Source organism: Bacillus sp. CGMCC 1.16607 (assembly GCF_042683745.1).
Classification (GTDB): Bacteria; Bacillota; Bacilli; order Bacillales; family Cytobacillaceae; genus Pseudoneobacillus.
Map to the genome: position 1 here is coordinate 143776 of NZ_JBHUJX010000008.1, position 21558 is coordinate 165333.

27 protein-coding genes are annotated in these 21558 nt (G+C 34.4%); 20 read left to right on the forward strand and 7 right to left on the reverse strand.

Features of this window, described 5'->3' with window-relative positions:
* Positions 1-4: 4 nt before the first annotated feature.
* The 3 genes from ACFSO7_RS03475 to ACFSO7_RS03485 all read left to right on the forward strand — a co-directional run bounded on the left by ACFSO7_RS03475 (position 5) and on the right by ACFSO7_RS03485 (position 1666).
* A complete protein-coding gene (locus ACFSO7_RS03475; RefSeq protein ID WP_377875345.1) occupies positions 5-142 on the forward strand; it encodes a FeoB-associated Cys-rich membrane protein in 138 nt (45 codons plus the stop codon).
* A 67-nt stretch (positions 143-209) separates the two neighbouring features.
* On the forward strand, positions 210-671 hold the full coding sequence (locus tag ACFSO7_RS03480; RefSeq protein ID WP_377875347.1) for a helix-turn-helix transcriptional regulator: 462 nt from the start codon (positions 210-212) through the stop codon (positions 669-671).
* 167 nt (positions 672-838) lie between these two features.
* Positions 839-1666: a P-loop NTPase family protein gene (locus tag ACFSO7_RS03485; RefSeq protein ID WP_377875349.1), complete on the forward strand. Its 828-nt coding sequence runs from the start codon at positions 839-841 to the stop codon at positions 1664-1666.
* 285 nt (positions 1667-1951) lie between these two features.
* Here ACFSO7_RS03485 and ACFSO7_RS03490 read toward each other — a convergent pair whose 3' ends face one another.
* Positions 1952-2512, reverse strand: coding sequence for a GNAT family N-acetyltransferase (locus ACFSO7_RS03490; RefSeq protein WP_377876426.1), 561 nt, complete (start codon positions 2510-2512; stop codon positions 1952-1954).
* A gap of 121 nt (positions 2513-2633) precedes the next feature.
* Between ACFSO7_RS03490 and ACFSO7_RS03495 the strand changes: the two genes are divergently transcribed.
* The 7 genes from ACFSO7_RS03495 to ACFSO7_RS03525 all read left to right on the forward strand — a co-directional run bounded on the left by ACFSO7_RS03495 (position 2634) and on the right by ACFSO7_RS03525 (position 6916).
* On the forward strand, positions 2634-3251 hold the full coding sequence (locus ACFSO7_RS03495) for an NUDIX hydrolase (protein WP_377875350.1): 618 nt from the start codon (positions 2634-2636) through the stop codon (positions 3249-3251).
* Between the two features lie 94 nt (positions 3252-3345).
* Entirely contained in the window at positions 3346-3570 is a 225-nt protein-coding gene (locus ACFSO7_RS03500; RefSeq protein ID WP_377875352.1) for a hypothetical protein, read from the forward strand.
* The gene (locus tag ACFSO7_RS03505; protein ID WP_377875354.1) at positions 3567-3839 is read left to right on the forward strand and encodes a hypothetical protein; all 273 of its coding nucleotides are present in this window, start codon (positions 3567-3569) and stop codon (positions 3837-3839) included. Before ACFSO7_RS03500 ends, ACFSO7_RS03505 begins: the two co-directional genes overlap by 4 nt.
* Before the next feature lie 211 nt (positions 3840-4050).
* Positions 4051-4536 (forward strand): DinB family protein, encoded by a 486-nt coding sequence (locus ACFSO7_RS03510; protein WP_377875356.1) that lies wholly within the window; start codon positions 4051-4053, stop codon positions 4534-4536.
* A gap of 300 nt (positions 4537-4836) precedes the next feature.
* The gene (locus ACFSO7_RS03515) at positions 4837-5811 is read left to right on the forward strand and encodes a phosphotransferase enzyme family protein (RefSeq protein WP_377875358.1); all 975 of its coding nucleotides are present in this window, start codon (positions 4837-4839) and stop codon (positions 5809-5811) included.
* A 157-nt stretch (positions 5812-5968) separates the two neighbouring features.
* On the forward strand, positions 5969-6421 hold the full coding sequence (locus ACFSO7_RS03520; RefSeq protein ID WP_377876428.1) for an NUDIX hydrolase: 453 nt from the start codon (positions 5969-5971) through the stop codon (positions 6419-6421).
* A gap of 27 nt (positions 6422-6448) precedes the next feature.
* Complete coding sequence (locus ACFSO7_RS03525; protein ID WP_377875360.1) at positions 6449-6916, forward strand: NUDIX hydrolase; 468 nt, start codon at positions 6449-6451, stop codon at positions 6914-6916.
* A 55-nt stretch (positions 6917-6971) separates the two neighbouring features.
* On the opposite strand, the gene ACFSO7_RS03530 is transcribed toward ACFSO7_RS03525, so the two are convergent.
* The 3 genes from ACFSO7_RS03530 to ACFSO7_RS03540 all read right to left on the reverse strand — a co-directional run bounded on the left by ACFSO7_RS03530 (position 6972) and on the right by ACFSO7_RS03540 (position 9849).
* Entirely contained in the window at positions 6972-8639 is a 1668-nt protein-coding gene (locus tag ACFSO7_RS03530) for an ATP-binding protein (RefSeq protein WP_377875362.1), read from the reverse strand.
* A 185-nt stretch (positions 8640-8824) separates the two neighbouring features.
* The gene (locus ACFSO7_RS03535; protein ID WP_377875364.1) at positions 8825-9538 is read right to left on the reverse strand and encodes an SRPBCC domain-containing protein; all 714 of its coding nucleotides are present in this window, start codon (positions 9536-9538) and stop codon (positions 8825-8827) included.
* Positions 9535-9849: a metalloregulator ArsR/SmtB family transcription factor gene (locus ACFSO7_RS03540; protein WP_377875366.1), complete on the reverse strand. Its 315-nt coding sequence runs from the start codon at positions 9847-9849 to the stop codon at positions 9535-9537. The genes ACFSO7_RS03535 and ACFSO7_RS03540 overlap by 4 nt, the downstream gene beginning before the upstream one ends.
* A gap of 198 nt (positions 9850-10047) precedes the next feature.
* Here ACFSO7_RS03540 and map point away from each other — a divergent pair, with 198 nt between their 5' ends.
* From map to ACFSO7_RS03585, 9 genes are all read left to right on the forward strand, one after another.
* Positions 10048-10788, forward strand: a complete 741-nt coding sequence (gene map, locus ACFSO7_RS03545; RefSeq protein ID WP_377875368.1) for a type I methionyl aminopeptidase — start codon at positions 10048-10050, stop codon at positions 10786-10788.
* Between the two features lie 288 nt (positions 10789-11076).
* Positions 11077-13128 (forward strand): transglycosylase domain-containing protein, encoded by a 2052-nt coding sequence (locus ACFSO7_RS03550; RefSeq protein WP_377875369.1) that lies wholly within the window; start codon positions 11077-11079, stop codon positions 13126-13128.
* A gap of 390 nt (positions 13129-13518) precedes the next feature.
* The gene (gene iadA / locus ACFSO7_RS03555; RefSeq protein WP_377875371.1) at positions 13519-14694 is read left to right on the forward strand and encodes a beta-aspartyl-peptidase; all 1176 of its coding nucleotides are present in this window, start codon (positions 13519-13521) and stop codon (positions 14692-14694) included.
* 370 nt (positions 14695-15064) lie between these two features.
* Positions 15065-16351, forward strand: a complete 1287-nt coding sequence (locus ACFSO7_RS03560) for an MFS transporter (protein ID WP_377875373.1) — start codon at positions 15065-15067, stop codon at positions 16349-16351.
* Between the two features lie 121 nt (positions 16352-16472).
* On the forward strand, positions 16473-17036 hold the full coding sequence (gene sigY, locus ACFSO7_RS03565) for an RNA polymerase sigma factor SigY (protein WP_377875375.1): 564 nt from the start codon (positions 16473-16475) through the stop codon (positions 17034-17036).
* Positions 16990-17337: a YxlC family protein gene (locus ACFSO7_RS03570; protein WP_377875377.1), complete on the forward strand. Its 348-nt coding sequence runs from the start codon at positions 16990-16992 to the stop codon at positions 17335-17337. The genes sigY and ACFSO7_RS03570 overlap by 47 nt, the downstream gene beginning before the upstream one ends.
* Positions 17327-17524: a sigma-Y antisigma factor component gene (locus ACFSO7_RS03575; RefSeq protein ID WP_377875379.1), complete on the forward strand. Its 198-nt coding sequence runs from the start codon at positions 17327-17329 to the stop codon at positions 17522-17524. Before ACFSO7_RS03570 ends, ACFSO7_RS03575 begins: the two co-directional genes overlap by 11 nt.
* 20 nt (positions 17525-17544) lie before the next feature.
* The gene (locus ACFSO7_RS03580) at positions 17545-17748 is read left to right on the forward strand and encodes a hypothetical protein (protein ID WP_377875380.1); all 204 of its coding nucleotides are present in this window, start codon (positions 17545-17547) and stop codon (positions 17746-17748) included.
* Positions 17729-18043: a YbjQ family protein gene (locus tag ACFSO7_RS03585; protein ID WP_377875381.1), complete on the forward strand. Its 315-nt coding sequence runs from the start codon at positions 17729-17731 to the stop codon at positions 18041-18043. The genes ACFSO7_RS03580 and ACFSO7_RS03585 overlap by 20 nt, the downstream gene beginning before the upstream one ends.
* Positions 18044-18525: 482 nt before the next feature.
* Here ACFSO7_RS03585 and ACFSO7_RS03590 read toward each other — a convergent pair whose 3' ends face one another.
* Positions 18526-18729 carry an alpha/beta-type small acid-soluble spore protein gene (locus tag ACFSO7_RS03590; protein WP_230497739.1) on the reverse strand — a complete coding sequence of 68 codons (204 nt, stop codon included), beginning with the start codon at positions 18727-18729 and terminating at the stop codon, positions 18526-18528.
* A 344-nt stretch (positions 18730-19073) separates the two neighbouring features.
* On the opposite strand from ACFSO7_RS03590, the gene ACFSO7_RS03595 reads away from it, so the two are divergent.
* Entirely contained in the window at positions 19074-19313 is a 240-nt protein-coding gene (locus tag ACFSO7_RS03595) for a hypothetical protein (RefSeq protein ID WP_377875383.1), read from the forward strand.
* Positions 19314-19368: 55 nt separating this feature from the next.
* On the opposite strand, the gene ACFSO7_RS03600 is transcribed toward ACFSO7_RS03595, so the two are convergent.
* Both ACFSO7_RS03600 and ACFSO7_RS03605 read right to left on the reverse strand, forming a co-directional pair.
* On the reverse strand, positions 19369-20466 hold the full coding sequence (locus tag ACFSO7_RS03600) for an ABC transporter ATP-binding protein (RefSeq protein ID WP_377875384.1): 1098 nt from the start codon (positions 20464-20466) through the stop codon (positions 19369-19371).
* Positions 20467-20580: 114 nt separating this feature from the next.
* Positions 20581-21486 (reverse strand): PucR family transcriptional regulator, encoded by a 906-nt coding sequence (locus ACFSO7_RS03605; RefSeq protein ID WP_377875386.1) that lies wholly within the window; start codon positions 21484-21486, stop codon positions 20581-20583.
* Positions 21487-21558 lie beyond the last annotated feature (72 nt).

Below are 21558 nucleotides of genomic sequence, written 5' to 3' on the forward strand. Positions count from 1 at the left end.
AAATATGTTAGCTAATATCATAATTGGAGGAACCATTTTTGGATATGCCAGCTTTGCACTCTTTCGTTTTATAAAAAAATCAAAAGAAGGTAAATGTGCTGGGTGTGGGATCAAGGATTCGTGTCAAAGTAAGTGTGAGTAGGTTGTAAATTTGCCTTCTTTTTTTAAAAATTTTGGTGTAAAATTACCCTAAAAAGGGTTGTGGAAAATTGAACAAGGACGAAATCATTGAAATGGTATCAGAAAATCTCCGAATGATTCGGATGGAAGCTGAATATACCCAAGATAAAATGGCTGAGATCATTGGGTTATCGAAAAAGACACTAGTTCAAATTGAAAAGGGTAGAGTGAGAGCAGGCTGGTCAACCGTTGTAACAGTTTGTGCTTTATTTCGGGAAACTGAAATAGTTCGATTATTTTTGGGGAATGACCCAATAGAAGTTTTAGAAACGATTGCAAGAGACGATATTGATTTTCGTAAGGAACGGACTTTGGGCGGGAAAGTTTGGTGGAGAGAACTAGATAAAAAGAATGGCTTGATACTTCAGCAAAATATTATCAGTAAACATTTTCGTATTTTAGATGACGAAAACTATCGGATTTACAGTAGTTTTGATGAAGCGACATCGAAATTGCGATTTCAAGAATTAATTAAAATAGACAGTAAGTGAGTCTCAGAATTATTCTGAGGCTTTTTTATGGTTACATGATCGCCACTTCAAGAAGGATAATAAAATAACAATATAGAAATGATAGATTACAAATATTTGAGGTGAGGAAAGTGGAGTAGAATCAAGAATAATTTATCCATTCATTATAGATATTAGGAGATACTACATTGACAAAAACAAAATTGATTTTAATAGAAGGCATTCCTGGGTCAGGAAAATCAACAACTGCCCAACTTACGTATGATATTTTAAAAGAAATGAATATTGGTTCAAAATTGTTTTTAGAAGGAAACTTAGAACACCCTGCTGATTATGATACGGTGTCTTATTTTTCAAAAGATGAATTTACCGACTTGAAGGCAAATTTTAAGGAGTTTGAATCTTTATTATTGAGTATCGCAGTAGAACAAGAAAACGGTTATTTAATACCTAGATATAAAATAGGTGATTCGAAACTCCCTGATGAATTGTCAAGTACATTATGGAACCATGATTTATATGAATTGCCGTTAGAGTTACATATAGAATTAATAACTGCAAAATGGGAGCAGTTTCGTGATATGGCCTTAAATAGTGAAGAAACTTACATCTTTGAATGCTGCTTTATCCAAAATCCAGTTACTACTGGGATGGTTAAATACGATGCATCGGATGAGGTTGTGATGAACTATATTAAGAGATTGGCAGATATCATTGAACCGTTAAATCCCGTTTTGATTTATGTGGACCAAAAGGATTTGAGTTATTCCTTTACAAAAGCTGTTCAAGAAAGGCCGAAAGACTGGTCAGAAGGATTTATGAACTATTATAATCACCAAGGCTATGGAAAAAGATGTGGTGCAGAAGGTTTAGAAGGTACAATAGCTGTACTTAAAGCAAGGAGCGAATTAGAAGCTAAAATTTTTGAAGCTTTAAAAATGGAAAAGTACAAAATAGATAATTCTGAGTTTGATCTGGAAAGTTATAAAGTTGAAATAATGGGAATAGTTAAGTAAAGAATATAAAAGATATTTTCCCTTTACTGGTAAAGAGTTTGTTCAAAAAGGAGTTTTGTCTTTAACAGCGCTTATTAAAGATATTTTTCTTCGTTAAGAGAGGAGTTTTGTCTTTAATAGTGGCAATTAAAGACATTTTTCTTCGTTAAAAGAGGAGTTTTGTCTTTAATAGTGGCTATTAAGGACATTTTTCTTTGTTAAAAGAGAAGTTTTGTCTTTAACAGAGCTTATTAAAGACATTTTTCTTCTTCAAGAGAGGAGTTTTGTCTTTAATTCAACTGAACATTAGTTTGATTTATATTTATGCGCTTCCCACTCTTCCCTCAAAATTCCCATTCGAATGGAGTCATAATATACACCATCGTAATACCTACATCTTCTCATTCGACCTTCTAATTGCATTCCCAATTTTTCCGCACATCGCATCATTCGTGGGTTCCCTGACCATGTGGTTAAACCAACTCTGCCGATTTCAAGTTGACTAAATAAATAATCAATCCATAAAGTAAGAGCTTCTGTTCCAAATCCACCACTCCAATGATTAGATGAATAGATGACAATTCCTACTTCAAGCCAACGTGTAGCCTGATGTTCCCAATAGAAACTAACATCACCAATAATTTCTCCATTGTGTTCGATAATCAATGCGTTTGGAACATCTGTAAAGTTCATTCTTTTATCCATTCGTTCGTAAAATTTCTCTAGAGTACATGGCTCAAGTGGAAAATATGGTGCATCATAATTTTTCCATTCTGGTTTTTCAACAGTGTAAATTAAATCGTATAAAACTGGAACATCATTTAATTCCAGTGTTCGAAGAGTAACCCTTTTTCCTGTAAGTTTCATTTTTTTCAAAATCTACACCCCCATCGTTTATTTCCACAACTGGATGGGGGATTCCTGCATTTCTAACTTGATTTATAGGTTAAGGTAATATTTGGTATAATTAAATAGGTGGTGATAAAAAATGGAACCTAAATGGCTTGAATGGGCAAAACAGTTACAATCAATTGCACAGGCAGGATTAACTTATTCTAAAGATGTTTATGACATAGAAAGGTTTGAATTAATAAGGAATATAAGCGTTGAAATTTTATCCCAACATACTGATATTGAAAAATCTATTATAAGAGATTTGTTTGCTACTGAGTCAGGTTATGCAACACCTAAAGTAGATATAAGAGCTGTTGTATTTAAGGAAGAGAAAATATTAATGGTTAAAGAAAATACTGATGGTAAATGGTCACTACCGGGGGGATGGGGCGATATAGGACTTACTCCGAGTGAAGTTGTAGTGAAAGAAGTAAAAGAAGAATCAGGTTTTGATGTGAGAGCAAAGAAATTGATTGGTGTTTTTGATAAGAAATGTCATCCACACCCACCTTCTCCATTCCATGTTTATAAAATTTTTATCCAATGTGAAATAATTGGCGGAGAACCAAAAGAAGGAGTAGAAACGAGTGCAGTAGAGTTTTTTGCTGAAAACGAACTACCATTATTATCAATTAAGAGAAATACCGAATCACAAATTAAATTAGCTTTTCAACATTTATATAATCATCAAGAACCTGTCTATTTTGATTGATAATCGTAGCACTTAAAAGAACAAAAAGTAACCTTTGCTTAAAATTTGCGTCAAATAATTTGAAGTAATCTTTTGGCTAATGAGTGATAAAGGGGTGAATACGCTGAAGAGAAAAGGATTATTTTCAGTTTTAGTATTCTTTTTATTCTTAGCTGCATGCTCAGATGTAAAGGTTTCAGAAGAAACAAAATTAACACAATCAACCTTACCTAAATTTATATTTGAAAAAGATGAGTTCCCACCATCTGCACCTGGCTATATTAAAGTAGGTGAGACACTCGGTATGAAATGGCAAAGGGAAGTTTTGAATGGAGAATGAAAAATAGTCGCGTCCAAACTGATGCTGCAAGTCCTAACCAAATCGCGGAACATTTCAAAGCCATTATAGTGGAACCAAATAGAAAAGTGAGTATTGAGATAGAACAAAATCCCAATTTAAGTGTGTATTTTTGGAATTACGAAGGGGAAGTTGATTTGCAAGATGGGCAGATAACAGTTCCAGCTTCAAAAGGTCGTTATATTTATGAAGTTTTAGCCATTTGGTCAAATGGTCAAGTATCATATACATTTGTTGTAGAAATAAAATAAAGTATTCTTCAGTAACGGGATTTTATTGTATGATGAACTACTCGGGTGAGTTCGGAATATGGAAGTAAGGGACCGCAATCAGATTAAAAGTGAACCACATAATCTGCATCGTTATAATTATAATATTTTGATAGTTAGTACTGGTGTTCCAATTTTCATAATTGCTATTATTATACTTAGAAGGAAAAAATAATTAATTTGGAGGAGTTAGATGGAGTCATTATTTCGTTACAATTGGATGGTAAGAAAAGAATGGTATGAATGGTGCGAGGAAGTGAACGAAGAGGAACTACTTTTAGAACGTACAGGTGGAGTAGGAGGGATTTTGCAAACACTATTTCATATCATTGATGTTGAATGGAGTTGGATTCGAATTCTTCAGGGGAAACCAGATTTCCAAGAGAATTTTGATGAATACAATAGTTTGCAAAAAATAAAAGAATTAGATAAGAAATTCCATACTGAGGTAGAAGAATTCGTACGTAAATGGGACCATAGTTTGGAGGGAAATCTACTCCAAGAAACACTGCCTGACGGAAGAATAGTCATCGATACATGGGGTGAGGTCATGAGACATGTGATTGCTCACGAAATTCATCATATCGGACAATTGTCAGTTTGGGCGAGGGAACTAGATAGAAGACCAGTATCAGCAAACTTTATCGGTCGTGGATTACTGCAACACAAAGTAAACTAGGATTAATTTTCTAAGATTAATATTTTATTTACAGAAGAAGCCTTTATATGTATAATTTGGAATGTTAGGAAATTTAACTAGGTAGGAGGTTGATATTGTGATTAATTCAAAACTTAATTTGCAAGCAAAAGAATTACGATGTCCAATTATTAACCTTCATGTGCTAACTATAGGTTAAATTTATACTTAATTATTCAATTTGGAGACTATCGTAAAATGATAGTCTTTTTATTTTTTTAAGGTTAATCGGATTCGTTATCCTAACATCTTTTGTTCTTGTACATTATGGAGGATAAAAAGATGATGAAGTTAACAATGATGAGAGATTTATTAGAATCAGAAACGCACCAAAACTTTATTAATAGTGTGTTAGAGAATTGGGGATATGATCAAGACTCAGTGCGTTTCATAAGAGCTAGCAGCAATTTCATTTACTCTTTTGAACATAATAGTAATAAATATATTTTGAGATTAACCCCGGAAAAAAATATCAATGAATTAGAAAATGAAATATCTTTTTTAAACTTTCTATCCGAACAAGATGTGTCTGTAAACGCTCCAATAAAATCGATAAACGGAAATACAATTGAGATAATAAATGATACATTGGGAATTTTTTATGCCGTGGTATTTCCTTATTTTGAAGGCAAACTTTATGAAATAGAGGAATTGAATAATAATCAATTTGTTTTATGGGGAGAAGCTTTAGGGACATTACACAAAAGTTCTAAAAAGTTCTCATCCATTCACAATCAGGAAGGCACTCAATCAATTAAAGAATTACTAAATAGATTAGATCGAACATTACCATTAAATGAAGTCGAAGCTAGAAACGAGTTTGAATTACTTAGAGACTGGATGGAACATTTAAATCAGACTGAACTTAATTACGGCAGAATTCATTATGATTTCGAACTTGATAATTTGATTTGGGCTGATGAGAAAATTCAGATGATCGATTTTGAAGATGGTATTAATTGTTGGTACGCTGCCGACATAGCATTTGCTCTAAGAGACCTTTTTGAAAATGAGGTTAATTTATCCAATAAATCGTTTCAGTTATTTCTTAAGGGATATAGTAAAGAGATGGTGATAACTGAACAAGAAGTGAAAGAAATCCCTATGTTTTTAAGGCTTCATAATCTAATCATGTTTGGACACTTGCTAGAAACAATAGACATAGATAGTAGCACCGAAAATCCTCAGTGGGTGATTGGATTAAAAAATAAATTGATATTAAAGATAGCTCAGTATAGAGAAGGTTTTAAAAGATAGTATTATCGTATGATGAAGTTTAGCTAATAAACAACCACCTGCTTTTACAGGTGGTTGTTTATAAGAAATAGGAGTACTAAAAATTAGGTTTTTTCTGGGATTCCTTTAATAAAAATGAAACTAATTTACTTTGAAAATATTACCCTTATTTAATGAGATGAATGGGATTACAAAATTAGAAAGGATACTCCAAGTGACTAATAAAATCGTTGTTGCTGTAAAAGGTGTAGTAATAAATGAAGGAAAAGCTTTGCTTATCCAACGTTCTGATCATGATGAAGTTGGTGGGGGCACGTGGGAATGTGCTGGAGGTAAGATTGAATTTGGAGAAGATTTAGAAACAGCACTTATTAGGGAAATACAAGAAGAAGTGGGGTTAACGGTAATAGTTGATAGAATATTATACGCAGCAACGTTCAAAACAAACCCATCAAGGCAAGTAGTCATTCTTACATATTTATGTAAAACTGAAGACAATGTAGTTACCCTTTCGAATGAACATAAGGATTTTATCTGGGCAAAAAAGGATCAAATTAGATTGCTCTTACCTCAAGAAATAATAAGAGATTTTGAGGGAAATAATGTGTTCGACTTGGATGAGTTGGTGTGAGCGTTTCTATATTGGAGGATTTTTTTAATGAATTATATAAAAGATATGAGAAGTAAGATTGGTCACGCGACTCTACTAACTGTAGGTTGTGGAGTCATCATTGAAGACAGTGAGAAGAGAATATTACTTCAACATCGAACGGATGAAGATAATTGGTGTATACCTGGTGGCTTAATGGAAATTGGAGAATCATTTGAACAAACAGCTAAAAGAGAAACTTTCGAAGAGACAGGGTTAGATGTTAAGAATCTGGAGTTGTTTGGAATCTATTCAGGTGAAAAATGCTTTGCTGAATATCCAAATAAAGATAAAGTCTTTAGTGTTCAAATCATATTTAAGTCAAATAGCTATGAAGGTGATTTGAAACAAATTGATACAGAAAGCAGAGAGCATAAATTTTTCGATAGAGAAGAATTGCCATCTAATTTAAACCCACGTCAAAAACCATTTATATTAGATTGGGCAGTAAATAAGAAGACTCCGATAATCAGTTAATATACATAAGCAAAAACCTGAACCCATTGGAAAGCCAATGATTCAGGTTTTTGCTTTAATTATCTAAAGGTAATCGTATCTCAACTAAAGTTCCTTCATTTATTTTACTTTGATAAGTGATACTGCCGTGATGTTGTTTAATAATTTTGTGACAGATCATTAAACCTAGTCCTGTTCCCTTTTCTTTTAAGGTGTAAAATGGTTCTCCCAGACGGGGGAGTAGTTCCTCAGGGACACCACAGCCTTGATCTTGAATGGAAATAATACACTCTGCTTCTGTATTTTTTCGAAGTTTTAATTGAATCTCTCCGTCCTTATTCATAGATTCAAGAGCATTTTTTAAAATATTGAGGAGAACTTGTTTTAATTGATTCTTTTCACCAATAATAAAAAAAGCTGATTCCTCTATCTCTAAATTAAAACGAATGTTATTCAACAAAGCCTGTGGGGATAATAACTCGACTGTATTCTCGACCATCTCACGTAAATTTGTACGATTAAGTTGAATGGCCTGTGGTTTCCCTAACGACAGTAGTTCACTAGTTATGGTTTCAATTCGTTCCAATTCACTAAGGATTAAATCAGTAAAGACATTTGAATGTTCTTCCTTTTTATAAAGTTGAACAAAGCCTTTTATGGTTGTAAGTGGATTCCGTATTTCATGTGCGACACCTGCTGCCAATTCTCCTACAATGGATAATTTTTCAGATTGAAGTAAAATTTCTTCAGCTTTTTTTCGTTCAGATATATCTCTACTGATAATAACAATATGCTCAATGATATTGTACTCTCCAAGAACTGGCATACAACGTGACTCGAATTCAACCCAAGAACCAACTTTATGTTTAAAACGAAATTCCATCGATTGAGATTCTTTTTTTTCAAAAAGCTTCAAAATTGTATCTTTGAATAATTCAATATCCTCAGGGTGAATCATTTTACATAATTCAACATTTTCAAATTCCGTATCGTTGTATCCTAAGACGATCTCATGCGAGGGTGAAAAGTAACTGATAGAATGATCTTTATTCATTACCATTATTAGATCGGAAGTGTTCTCTGCAATAAGCCGATATTTAGATTCACTAGCTTCCAATGTCACCAATGCTTCTTTTAATTCTTGTTCCGTATTTGATACAATTTTAAACATGTCTGTAAGTTTCTTATTAACCCTATTGAGCTTTTGATAGGATTCGATAAGTAATCCGCCAATAATTACTCCAAATAATATAAATATTAAATATTGTAAATGAAAGAACGGTTGATCTCTAAATATATTAAAAATTATTGGTACATTAACCACATAAATAACTGAATATGCACCAAATAAAGCAAAGCATTTTTTTATTGGTGAAAGTCTTGGTAAATACAAATGAATGACAGAGAAGCCTAACATAATAACTATCCAGCCAATAATTGCTGGAGTCCAATGTCCACTGTCAAGAAGTCTTGCAGCTATTGCAAATGTAGCTGTAATGTAACCAGCTATGGGTCCAAAATACGAAAATACTAAAATAACGGGAGCATAGCGAATGTCGTAAGAATAACCTTGTTGATGGATAGATAGTAAAACGAGGACATAGGAAACGATACCTGCATACAATCCAATCCAAAGGCGATAGTGTTTAAGCGGCTTATAATTAATAAAAGAATGAATAACTAAAGGTGTACTAACCATTAATGAAAAAAATGAGAGATTAACGATGTATTTAAATAAAATCAAATGTTTCCCACCTAATCGCTTTTTTCGGATGTAACTATTATCATAAACTAGAGTGGTAATCATATCCATAAAAATTTTTAGGAGTAATAAAAGGTATAAAAACTATGTGTTCTATAGAAGAACTTAGAAAAAATTAAAAGCGATTTTCATATTGAAAATCGCTTAACTTAGGATTAGTAAATTATTTAGCCTGCAGTTGAAGGTGTGATTTTACTACCATATGGGACAGTGTTCAATTCGACTTTAATCTGTTGACCACTTCTATTTATTTCGAGAGTCACTCGTTGATTCGGAATTGTTTCAGTAATAAATCTTTCGAACGGTTCGTAACCATCGATGGATATACCATTTACATATGTTATAATGTCGCCAATATGGAGTAAGCCAAAAGCAGGAGTATTCGGAATTATACTCACAACCTCTGTACCTGGTGTTTCAATGGAAGAAGTTGTTTTATGGTTTACACCAATCCAACTAAGCCAAAATGAATGACGAATATCATCATTAACTTCAAGTACACTTTTTAGATTTCTCATGAACTGATAAGTACCAAAGCACATATTCTCCATTTCCATTATTCCAAGGTTACCGGACCATAATCCTGTATATTCAATCGTAACTAAACTTCCACTTTCTTCAGGGATGATCGACCAAATTGTTAATTCTTTATCTTGATCTTGGATTACAAGCTTCTTGAGTTCTTCGATCTCGATGATTGTACCGCTAAAAGTTACACCCCAACCGTAATCTAATTCAATTTTTCCACCTACTTGTAAATGAATTTCACAGCTAGTTGTCTCCCATTTATTGCGTTCCCTCTCATCTGTAAGAGCTTTCCAAATTCTTTCAGGATTAGCTTTAATAAAAATTTCCCTTTTAACAGAATGAAAAGTTTTCATTTTTCATCCTCCTCTTCTAAATATGATTTTAGCCTTGCAAGCTTTTGTTCCATGATCATACCTAACTCATGCTGTAATGATTTATAGTGATGTTCATATGATTTCGTGTTTAATTTATAGAAGCAAAACTTCCCATCTCTTCTCTCAATGATTAAATTTTCTTCTTTTAAAATAGTTAAATGTTTCTTAATAGCTGGTTGGGAAATAGGAAAAGAGTTTACAATTTCCGACTGTGTATGTTCTTTAAGAGATACCATCAGTAAAATCTGACGTCTAATCGGATCTGCAATGGCACGATAAAAGTCTGTCATCAGTACCCCCAATTTATTATATAACCATTTGGTTATATATAAAATAACAATTCGCTTGATTTTTGTCAATATGCGGCTACTGGTAAGTAGTTGAAATATTATGAAGTTTTTCAGATTTGATGATATCCCTTGGATTTTATTTTCGAATAAAGGTACAATTTAGACTTAGGATATTAAGTTTATTTGGTGGTGGATAACATGATTGCAAAGACAGAAGAAGATATTATTGCTTTAAAGGAAATCGGGAAGATAGTAGCAGTGATTAGAGATGAATTGGTTCGGAGAACGGTACCAGGTATTACGACAAAAGAACTTGATGATATCGCTGGAGAAATGTTCGAAAAGGCAGGCGCTGTCTCTGCACCAAAAGGTGAATATGATTTTCCGGGGTTTACTTGTATCAGTGTTAATGAAGAAGTGGCACACGGTATTCCTGGAAAACGAATCATTTCTGAAGGTGATTTAGTTAATATAGATGTTTCTGGTTCAAAAAACGGATATTTCGCTGATACAGGAATCTCCTTTGTTGTTGGTAACGGAGCGGAAATATTAACAAAAATTTGCGAAGTCGCTAAAGAAGCTTTTGAAGCAGGTTTGAAAAAGATAAAGCCAGGTGCGAAAATAAATGGAATTGGAAAAGTAGTCAATCAAACAGCGAGAAATCATGGTTTAACAGTTATTTATAACCTAACAGGGCACGGTATTGGTCGTTCCATTCATGAAGCACCTGATCATATTTATAATTACTATGAAAAATATGACAGTCAGTTGTTGAGGGAGGGAATGGTCATCGCATTTGAACCATTTATCTCAACCCTTGAAGAGGAAGTTTATCAATTAGACGATGGTTGGACATATGTAACCGAGAAAAGCTCTGTTGCTCAATTAGAACATACCATTATCGTTACGAAAAATGGACCAATGATTATTACACAATAGTAGTAGATTGACTTAAACATAGCCTTAATGACTTAACAAATGAATTCATTAATCGAGACCGCCATTTAGGCGGTCTTTCAATTTGTTTTTTATAGCTACCTACCCCCATTTGCCGTACGTCACTTTCGAATCATTTATTTCATAAGATTTTATTGGGAAAATTAATTTAAAGGTGTAATTACATTAATATTTGGGAAAAAGAACATCGAGGTACTCCAAAAAAAGGGAGCGATTGAAAATATAGTTCGTTCTAAAAAAACAGAGCAGCTATATTCGTAAGGAGGATTTATGATTAAGAAATTTCATTTTCATAAAAAGGTTAGAAAGAAATGGAAACAGCTTCATTTAAATCAGGTTTTTGTTCTCACGTTTGCATCGTTTTTATTAGTATTTATTAGTGTGTTTTATTATTTAGCTAATGGGGTTGAAGTGAGTGCGCTTGAAAAAGGCTACTCACAATCGACGGTCATATATGATCGAAATGGGAATGTGGCTAGTAAAATTTCAGCTAATAAAACAGAAAGCGTTCGGTACAATCAAATCCCTAAACATATGATTGATGCTGTCGTTTCGATAGAGGATCACCGCTTTTTTGAACATAATGGAATTGATTTTAAGGGAATCATTCGAGCTTTCGTTCGTAACACAAAAGCTGGCGGTATTGTCGAAGGTGGTAGCACGATTACCCAACAGTTAACGAAGAATGTTTTTCTTTCAACAGAAAAATCATATAAGCGGAAAATGGACGAAGTTTTTTTAGCAAGAGAATTAGAAAAAGAATATACAAAGGAAGAAATATTACAAATATACTTAAATACCATTTATTTTGGTGATGGAGAATGGGGAGTTAAAAGGGCAGCTCTTCATTACTTCGGAAAAGAAGTCCAGGATTTAACAATTGATGAAGCGGCGATGATTGCTGGTTTAATAAAGGCGCCATCAGCATTAAGTCCCTATCGGCATTTAGAGAAAGCGACCGAAAGGAGAAATGTTGTTCTTGGAAAAATGAAGGAATATGAATATATTACAGAAGAACAATATCAAGCAGCAATAAAGGCGAAAGTGGTTTTAAATGAACATGGTGGAGATCCTCTTCGTGGAAAGTTTCCTTATTATGTTGACCATGTATTAGAAGAAGCAATTAATAAATACGGCTTCTCTCAGGACGAATTATTAACTGGTGGTTATCAAATCTATACTGAATTAGATCCTTATAAACAAGAGGCGATGGAACAAGTTTATGCAGATGATTCCCTGTTTCCACAAAGTTCTGATGAGAAACTGGTCCAAAGTGGAGGAATTTTACTGGATCCAGCGACGGGTGGGATTCGTGCTCTTGTCGGTGGTAGAGGGGAACATGTATTTCGGGGCTATAATCGGGCAACCCAATTAATTGCTCAGCCAGGTTCGACAATGAAACCACTTGCTGTTTATACACCTGCATTAGAAAATGGATGGGATATCACGAATGATTTAAAAGATGAACCAATGATATTCGGGAATTATGAACCGAAAAATTATAATCATCAGTATCAGGGGTCTATACCGATGTATATGGCTGTACAAAAATCGGTGAATGTACCGGCTGTCTGGCTATTAAATGAGATCGGATTAAATAAGGGACTAGAAAACTTAGAGGAATTTGGTATTCCTTTAGTCGAGAAGGACCGCCACTTAGCTATTGCCTTAGGTGGGATGGATAAAGGTGTCTCTCCTTTAACGATGGCTGAGGCTTATTCTGTTTTTCCAAATGGGGGAGAAAGAATGGAAGGGCATTCGATCGTGAAAATTGTGAGTCCAGATGGAAAAATAGTTGCTGAGTGGAATGAGAAAAAAGTAAAAGTGACGGAAAAAGCTGTCGCAGATAAAATGACTACGTTGCTAATGGATGTTGTTGAAAATGGAACGGGTCGGGCAGCAATAATCCCAGGTCGGGAAGTCGCGGGAAAAACAGGTTCGACGCAAGTTCCGATTGAAGGAATAAATGGTGTGAAGGATCAATGGTTTGTTGGCTACACACCACAATTAGTAGGTGCAATATGGGTTGGCTATGACAAGACAGATAGCAATCATTATTTAACGACAACTTCTAGTGAAGGTGCGGCGGTTATTTTTCAAAAGGTAATGGCAAAATCGTTAGAGAATGAAGAAGTAAAAAGCTTTCACTTAACACCACTCGCTTCGATCATTGCTGAAAAGGAAAAAGAAAATATTTGGCAAGGTATGAAAGAACTCGATGGTAAAATGAAAAAAGAAGCAGAAAAGTGGAGAAAGAAAATCGAGAAGGAAAAAGAAAAGTGGAAGAAAAAAGCGAAGAAACATGGTAAATGGAACGATTAATAAAGAAGCATGACTAAAAAACAGGAGATTATCCTGTTTTTTTTGTTTTTCACCTATCAAAAATCTTACATTTTTATTTCTAATTATTAACATAATCTTCAAAGAATTACCTTTAAAAATATATCCGACCAAAATGGTGATATATCCGACGATTTTTCTACTTTATCCGCACTTATTTATCATATATCCGTCAATAACACAAATATATCCGCATATTTCACATTTTCGTCACAAATTTTTAACAGGATCCGTCAATGTTCGTTCACTCTCTGTTTTGATTTGTAAAAATAATTTTAAAATTAGTAAAATTTTGTCCTCTGACTAATTGCTTCGGATAACGAATCAATATATAGTTATTTTTAAAAAGGGATTAAAAATGGGGGAATGAAATTGTTAACATTAATCAAAAACGGGGAAGTATTTACTCCTGATTACATAGGAAAAAAAGATATTTTACTAGTCGATCATAAAATTGGTTATATCCAAGACGAAATAAATGTTCCTGAAAATTTTGTCGAAATAAAAGTAATTGATGCAAGTGAGAAATACATTGTTCCAGGATTTATTGACGCCCATGTTCATATTATTGGTGGTGGTGGCGAAGGTGGTTTTCGAACTCGTACACCAGAAATTCAATTGACCGATGCAACACTTGCAGGAATTACAACTTTAGTTGGAGTGATTGGAACAGATGGAACAACAAGGAAGATGGCAAGTCTAGTTGCAAAGGCGAGAGCTTTAGAGGAAGAAGGCATTTCCTGCTATGTGCAAACGGGTTCATATCAAGTACCAGTGAAAACATTAACGGGTAAAATAGAAGATGATATCATCTTAATTGATAAAATTATCGGAGTGGGAGAAGTGGCTATTGCTGATCATCGTTCTTCACAACCAAATACAGAAGAGCTAGCGAAGATTGCTGCTGAAGCTAGAGTGGCGGGCATGTTATCTGGAAAATCGGGTATTGTAAATATTCATGTGGGTGATAGTTATGACCATCTGAAATTGATTGAGGAAGTTGTGGAAACAACAGAAATTCCGATTCGTCAATTTTATCCTACCCATATTAATCGTAATCCTCATCTTTTCGAAGAAGGAATACGGTTTGCGAAAATGGGAGGTTATGTCGATTTTACAACGAGCTCCATTCCGAAATTTCAGAAGGAAGGCGAAGTAAAATGTAGTTCAGGTTTGAAAAAAATGCTCGATGCAGGGGTAGATATTTCACAAATTACATTTACATCCGATGGACAAGGAAGTTTGCCAGACTTTGATGAAAATGGTGAACTGATCGGACTTAAAGTGGGGAAAGTTGCTTCCCTATATAAAGAGGTAAAAGATGCGATTGTCCATGAAAATCTTTCACTTGAGGCAGTGATACGTGTCATTACCGAAAATCCAGCCCAAATTTTGAAATTAAAGCAAAAAGGAACAATTCAAACAGGAAAAGATGCCGATCTAGTTTTACTAGATAAAACAGATTACGAAATTCATTCGGTTATCGCGATGGGACAAGTAATGGTAGAAAATAAACAAGCAATTGTCAAAGGGACATTTGAAGAATAAATCAATTGCTATCTATCTCCACCTACTAGCCCCGATGCACAGGATGTACTAGTGTCGACAATGCGACAGGACGCCCGAGCTTTTGTCGACCTCGAGGGTCAAATGTTGTCCACCCAAAAGTCAAAGAACGACTTTATGGGTGGACAAGCTTTGCTTGTCAAACCAAAGAACGGTTTGCATAAGTGCGACTAGGTCTCCGGCTTTGCTACTCTCGCCAATCGACCAGTCTTCTTTATCAGGGCTGGGCAGTCGGTTCCGCTTTTCAATTCCTCCGTCTTGAGGAGGAGAAAAAAACCATCATCAGTCGCTATTTCCTATTTTGTCCATTTAGTATGATTGGATTATCAAATAGCGAATAGGGGAAATATTCATGAAAAAGTTTCGGGAGATTTTTCAAAATCGAACGTTTAGAAATCTATTCTTTGCTACTTTTACATCTCAAATGGGTAGTACGATTGGATTAACGGCCTTTATGTTTTATTTGCTTGATCGATTCTCTGATCAACCGGTATATGCTTCGATTACAGAGCTCATGTATTCATTGCCAACTTTAGCGGTTTTCTTCCTTGTGGGAGTTTTTGCTGATCGCATGGACCGTCAAAAGATTGCTTATAATTGTGATTGGATTAGTGCCGTACTTTCTGTTTCATTAATTGGAACCATCCTGATAGGTTGGATGCCACTTATCTTTTTTGTTCTTTTCACAAGAAGTGCGATTTCAAAATTCTTCTACCCAGCTGAAAGCGCAATGGTTCAAGGGATTTTGAAAAAGGATGATTATACGACTGCTGCGGGATTAAACCAGTTAGTAAGTAGCTTGTTTATGCTTTTTGGAAATGGATTAGGGATTGCTGCTTATTGGTCCCTTGGAATTTATGGAGCAATTGCGATCGATACACTTTCCTTTATTATAAGTGCGATTTTAATTAAATCAGTTAAAATTGCCGAGGAAGTTCGCCTTCCAAATGGGAAACATACGATGAAAGACTTGAAACTTTCCCTTGTTTTTAAAGACTTTAAGCTTGGAATTTCTTATATTTTGTCTAATAAACTTTTAAGAACATTACTTATCGGATTTATCGTGTTTGGTGTAGTTAACGGGGGCTTTTCTGTCATCCCTATCTTTATCCTTAAATATAAGCTAGCGCCAAATACATATGAGGAACTTTCTATTTGGATTGGCGTTATTTTTGGAACTGGTGTACTTATTGGAAGTTTAGTTGCGTCCGTTCTTGTCCAAAAAGTGAAGCTCTATCAATTAGTTATCCTAGGTCTGTTAATTTCAGGAGGTTTTATTGTTCTTGCCTCGTTCCCAAATAATATTTATATGTTCATGGGATTAATTTTCATCGCATCCCTAGGGCTTCCATTTGTTAATATTGCCATTGGCGGTTGGATGCCAAGTATAATTGATCCGAAAATGATGGGTAGGGTTCAAGGGTGGATCACTCCGTTAATGATGTTATCCCAATCCATTACTTTAGGTGTTATTGCTGTTTCCTTCCCTAAAATCTTAACAGTGGAAATGCTTTATTGGATGGTAGGTGGCTGTTTAATGCTAGTAGGGATTTATTATATGATAAGCTTACCAAAGTATGTTCGTTCATCTGATAATGAAGTAGAAGCAAAGCCATTGAGTCAACAAAGTGGTGCTTAATAATAAAGGGTGACAACAGTCACTCTTTTTTTTAATATTTTTTTAAAAAAGTGTGAACTAAATAAAGACTCTGTTCGTCATACAATTAGAAAAAGAGATAGCGGGGAAAGTGAGGAAGGTAATGGACGATAAAAATTTGATTAAAATGGCAATGAAGGGTGATGCGACTGCATTTGCACTCCTTTTCCACGAAAACTATCCTTTTTTGGTTAAATATTTAATCAAAATTTCGATGAATATAGATTTAGCGGAAGAGATCGCCCAAGAAACAATGGCTAAGTGTATGGAGAAAATACGTCTATACAATGGTAAGTCAAAGTTTTCGTCATGGCTAATATCGATTGCCACGAATCTATATATAGATCAATTAAGAAAGAAGAAAAGGGAACAAAATTGGCAAATACAAGAACAAGCCTTTCGGAAAATAAAATGGCAATTTGAAAGCAGAAACGAAGAGTGGAACGATGCTTTAAATGCTCTAGGAAAATTGTCTGAAGAAGTACGAATACCGATTATCTTAAAGCATTATTATGGATATTCTTATGATGAGATAGGAAATATGATGAATCTGTCGCCAGGAACAATAAAATCACGAATTCATAACGGGATTGTGACAGTAAGAAAGGAGTTAAAACTGGATGAAGAAATCAAAAATCATTCCACTGAAAACAGAACAATTAATTGATCATAAGACGATAAAGAAGATTTCAGAAGGTCTTGATTCTTTTGACTGTATGCCTATTGAAACTCCTAGTCAAAATTGGTTTGAGCATTTTGTCATTGAGCAGCAAAAGAAAGCAAAGGAAAAATGGAGAAAAGAGCTGTTTCTGTTTGCTTTAGTCGCTATTTTTATTTTAAGTGGAATTATTTTTTCCCTTTATCGTATGCCGATTATTTTTATCATTTTACAAGGTCTAGGGATCTGTTCTGCCATCCTATTCAGCATGGTTTACTCTCTTAAGCAGGTGAAAAATCATGAAGGGTGAATTAACTCCAGAATTAATTATCATGGTTACCATTATTCTACTAAGTCAAAGTATATTCTTATTTATTAATGCCAAAAGAAATCAACATAATTATTGGCTGTGGGGTATCCTAGGACTTATTCAAGCACCAGTACCAACGCTTGTTTATCTTATTTTTGTACGGAAAATTTGGCAGAAAAACAACTAGGGTTATTTGGAGGATTATTTATGGAGAAACTTAAGGTTCTCTTAGTACTTATTGCTGGTGTGGGGCAAATTTTAGGAATCATTTTGTTGTTCATAAATATTAAATTAGCTATTATTGTTTATATCATTTATGCACTGACGATATTTGCCATCATTTTTTTATTAATTAAAGATCGAAAAAAGGAAAAACGAGAGGATGAAGAAAATGATTATCGTAACTACTGATTATGTACCAGGTAAAGAAATTAAGGAATTGATGGGTTTTGTAAAGGGGAACACGATTCAATCTAAGCATATTGGGAAAGATATTTTAGCCGGCTTAAGAACAATCGTCGGTGGTGAAATAACAGAATACACGGAAATGATGGATGAAGCTAGACAAAAAGCGATTGGCCGCATGGTAGAAGATGCAAAAAGTAAAGGTGCAAACGCGATTATCGGGATGAGATTGCAGTCTGCATCACTTATGCAAAATGCTTCGGAAATCATTGCCTACGGAACAGCTGTGCTCGTGGAATAAATTAATCTATATGACTTGCTAAATTTTCATGAATTGTTCACTTAATTGTCACGAAATTGAAACATCTCATCAATATCCATTTCGTTATTTATGGTAATTTTATATTGATAGATTAGTTCAAATTGGGGCATGGGGTGGATAAGATGGAAGAACTTTCAGTTACATTAATTATTGCCAGTATTATGATTCTAACTTTTTTCACGGGATATATTCTCATTAAAGCTTAACTACTTAGCTAATGGCTAAGTAGTTTTTTTATAAGATAAGAAAGTATAACATTTTCGGACTTCGAAAATTGTCCTGCTCCAGCGCCTAGCCCCTCGAGGTCAAATGTTCGCCAGCCAAAAAGTCAAAGAACGACTTTCCGGCTGGCGAAGCATTTGCTTGTCGGGGCTGATCAAGGCGCCTGCGCTTTTCTTATAGAAAAATTTAAGCCCCCTTTATAAAGGGGGCTAAGCCATATTATTCAGTTTTGTATATAATTATCTTTGGAAGCCGCCTAATTGCTGTTCAGCCATTTGAACTAAACGTTTAGTGATTTCTCCACCTACAGAACCGTTAGCACGAGAAGTTGTGTCTGCGCCAAGATTAACTCCGAACTCATTTGCAATCTCGTACTTCATTTGGTCTAGTGCTTGTTGTACACCTGGAACTAAAAGTTGGTTTGAGTTGTTGTTACTTGCCATAATCTAACACTCCTCTTGATTATTTTAGGGTCAGTGTGGAATTGAACCACTTATGGTAATACCATTGCCACCAGGTCCTAACCCATAATATGATTAGCTGGATAAAGACTTTGTAACTTGGAATCCTACTTATTAGGGTCTGGGTTATGATTTGATGAATATATTGGTAGTTAATACATTGAAAGTTCATCTCCTCGTTGGCTGCTTTTGTTTGTTGCTTGTACTGTCTATTATGCTAAGATATTTGGACAATATTCGCTTTTAAATAAAGGTAATTTCTTCCGTCATGACAACTCGAAAAAATACACATGCTAATCATAAATGAAGAGAAGGGTTTGTGTACGATGAGTATTTGTCATTTATGTAATGGATTTAATGAAATAAAATTGAAATGCCAATGTGGTAGTGAAATGGTTGATTGCGGAAGAGTAATGGATTATTACGATGATTATAGTGCTTATATGGAAATTGACCAATTAAAATTAGAAGATGGGTATCCAAATACATTTTCAGATGAAAAATGTCCGCATCTGTTTACTTGTTCAAACTGTGCATTGGATAACGTAATTTTTATAAATGAATAAAAAAATCTAAAAACAGCCAGATCACAATGAGTGATTGGCTGTTTTTATAAATCAATTAACGAATTCTCATTTCAGTTTGAGTGTCAAAGAAATGAGTTTTATTCATATCAATCGCAAGCTCAATAATATCACCAGGTTTGATATGTGAACGAGAATCAACACGTGCAATAAAGTCTTGATCACTAATGGAAGAATACAACATTGTTTCGGCGCCAGTTAATTCTGAAACATCAATTTTAGCATCGATTTTTGTTCCAGGTGAAGCTTCAATGAAAACAGGTTCGTCATGTATATCTTCAGGACGGACACCAAGAATCACTTCTTTACCAACATAGCCTTGGTCGCGAAGAGTTTTCATTTTTCCTTCTGGAATGGAAAGGGTAACTGTTCCAATGACAAATTTACCATCTTCAATTTTTCCATTAAAGAAATTCATCGCAGGAGATCCGATAAATCCACCGACAAATACATTTTCTGGCTTTTCGTACACCTCTTTTGGTGCACCTACTTGTTGAATTAACCCATCTTTCATAACGACAAGTCGAGTAGCCATTGTCATTGCTTCTGTTTGGTCATGGGTAACATAAATCGTTGTTGTCTGTAATCTTTGGTGTAATTTAGCAATTTCTGCACGCATTTGTACACGTAATTTAGCATCTAAATTGGAAAGTGGTTCATCCATTAAGAATACTTTTGCATCACGAACAATCGCACGTCCTAAAGCAACACGTTGACGCTGACCACCAGAAAGTGCTTTTGGTTTTCGGTCAAGATATTGTTCAAGTCCTAATATTTTTGCCGCATCATTCACTCGACGATTAATTTCATCTTTAGGAAATTTACGAAGCTTCAAACCGAATGCCATATTGTCACGTACTGTCATATGTGGGTAAAGAGCATAATTTTGGAAAACCATCGCAATGTCACGGTCTTTCGGGGCGACATCATTTACTCGTTTTCCATCAATATAGAAATCACCTTTGGAAATTTCCTCGAGACCAGCGATCATCCGTAATGTCGTAGATTTTCCACATCCTGATGGGCCAACGAATACAATAAACTCTTTGTCTTGAATATGTAGGTTAAAATCAGTGACTGCCGTTACTTTATTGTCATAAATTTTGTAAATATGGTCTAATTTTAATTCAGCCATTGGAAAAAGCCTCCTCATAAGAAATAATTTTCTTATAAATAGTTTACCTAAGATATTCATTTTCCTATATGGACAAATTGCACAAAGTTTACATGTCTTTTTTTAGGCATATTGTTACTTTGTTTTTTCCATAATTTCACAAGCGGAGTAAACTGTTATCGCTGAATGAAAATCTTTTAATGGTATACCTGTCTTTTCGGTAAACTTATCTAATCGATATTGTAATGTGTTTCGGTGGATGAATAAACTTTTCGAAGTCATACTTGCATTCATATTGTTTAAAAGAAAAGATTTAATTGTTGAGAATAATTCGTTATCCTCATACAAGACAGGTAGAATATCATGTTGAATAATCTTTTTCATTGAATCAGGTAAGTGGAATGCCAATTGAGAAGGAACGATTTTTTCAAAGTATAAAAGTTTGTCCTGCGAGTTTGCGCGAATGGCATCTAAATACAACGCTCGTTCATGTTGGAATAATGGATGAAATGCTTCGGATAAGCTTCGGAATTTTCCGATATAGATAAATGGTTCAATGAAAAAATCTGTTCTCATCGTTTCAAACATGGCAAGAAAATCGTTCTCTACTAATGAGTGATTCGATTTTGGTTCGATAATAATCCCATTGCACTCATCTTCCCAAATGATGATAATTTCAGAATGAAAAAATGCATGTAACGCGGATTCAAAATCATGTCGATTAATTTTACCAGTTGACCATTGAAAAAAAATATTTCGAAAGGTCAATCCATGTTCATGGGGGGGGATTGGACCTTTTTCCATTAAATATCGGTGCCAATTTTGGGCAGATGGGGAGGAAAGTATAGTGTTTCCTATAGGCTGGAAATAATCAAATAGTGATTTTAAAAGGACTAATTGATTATCCATTATGTCCTGCTTTGGAATGCCGAACCATTCATTCGTTTTAAGGGTAAACCAGTAAAAATGTCCGAAATGATCCTCTGGCTTTTGATTAGTTAATATTAAATTTGGGTAAAGTAATTGCAATTTTTTTAACATTATACCCCTCATTATCCATAGTAATTAGTAAGATTATAACAAAAAAAGGTTCATTCATCTAAGATGAATGAA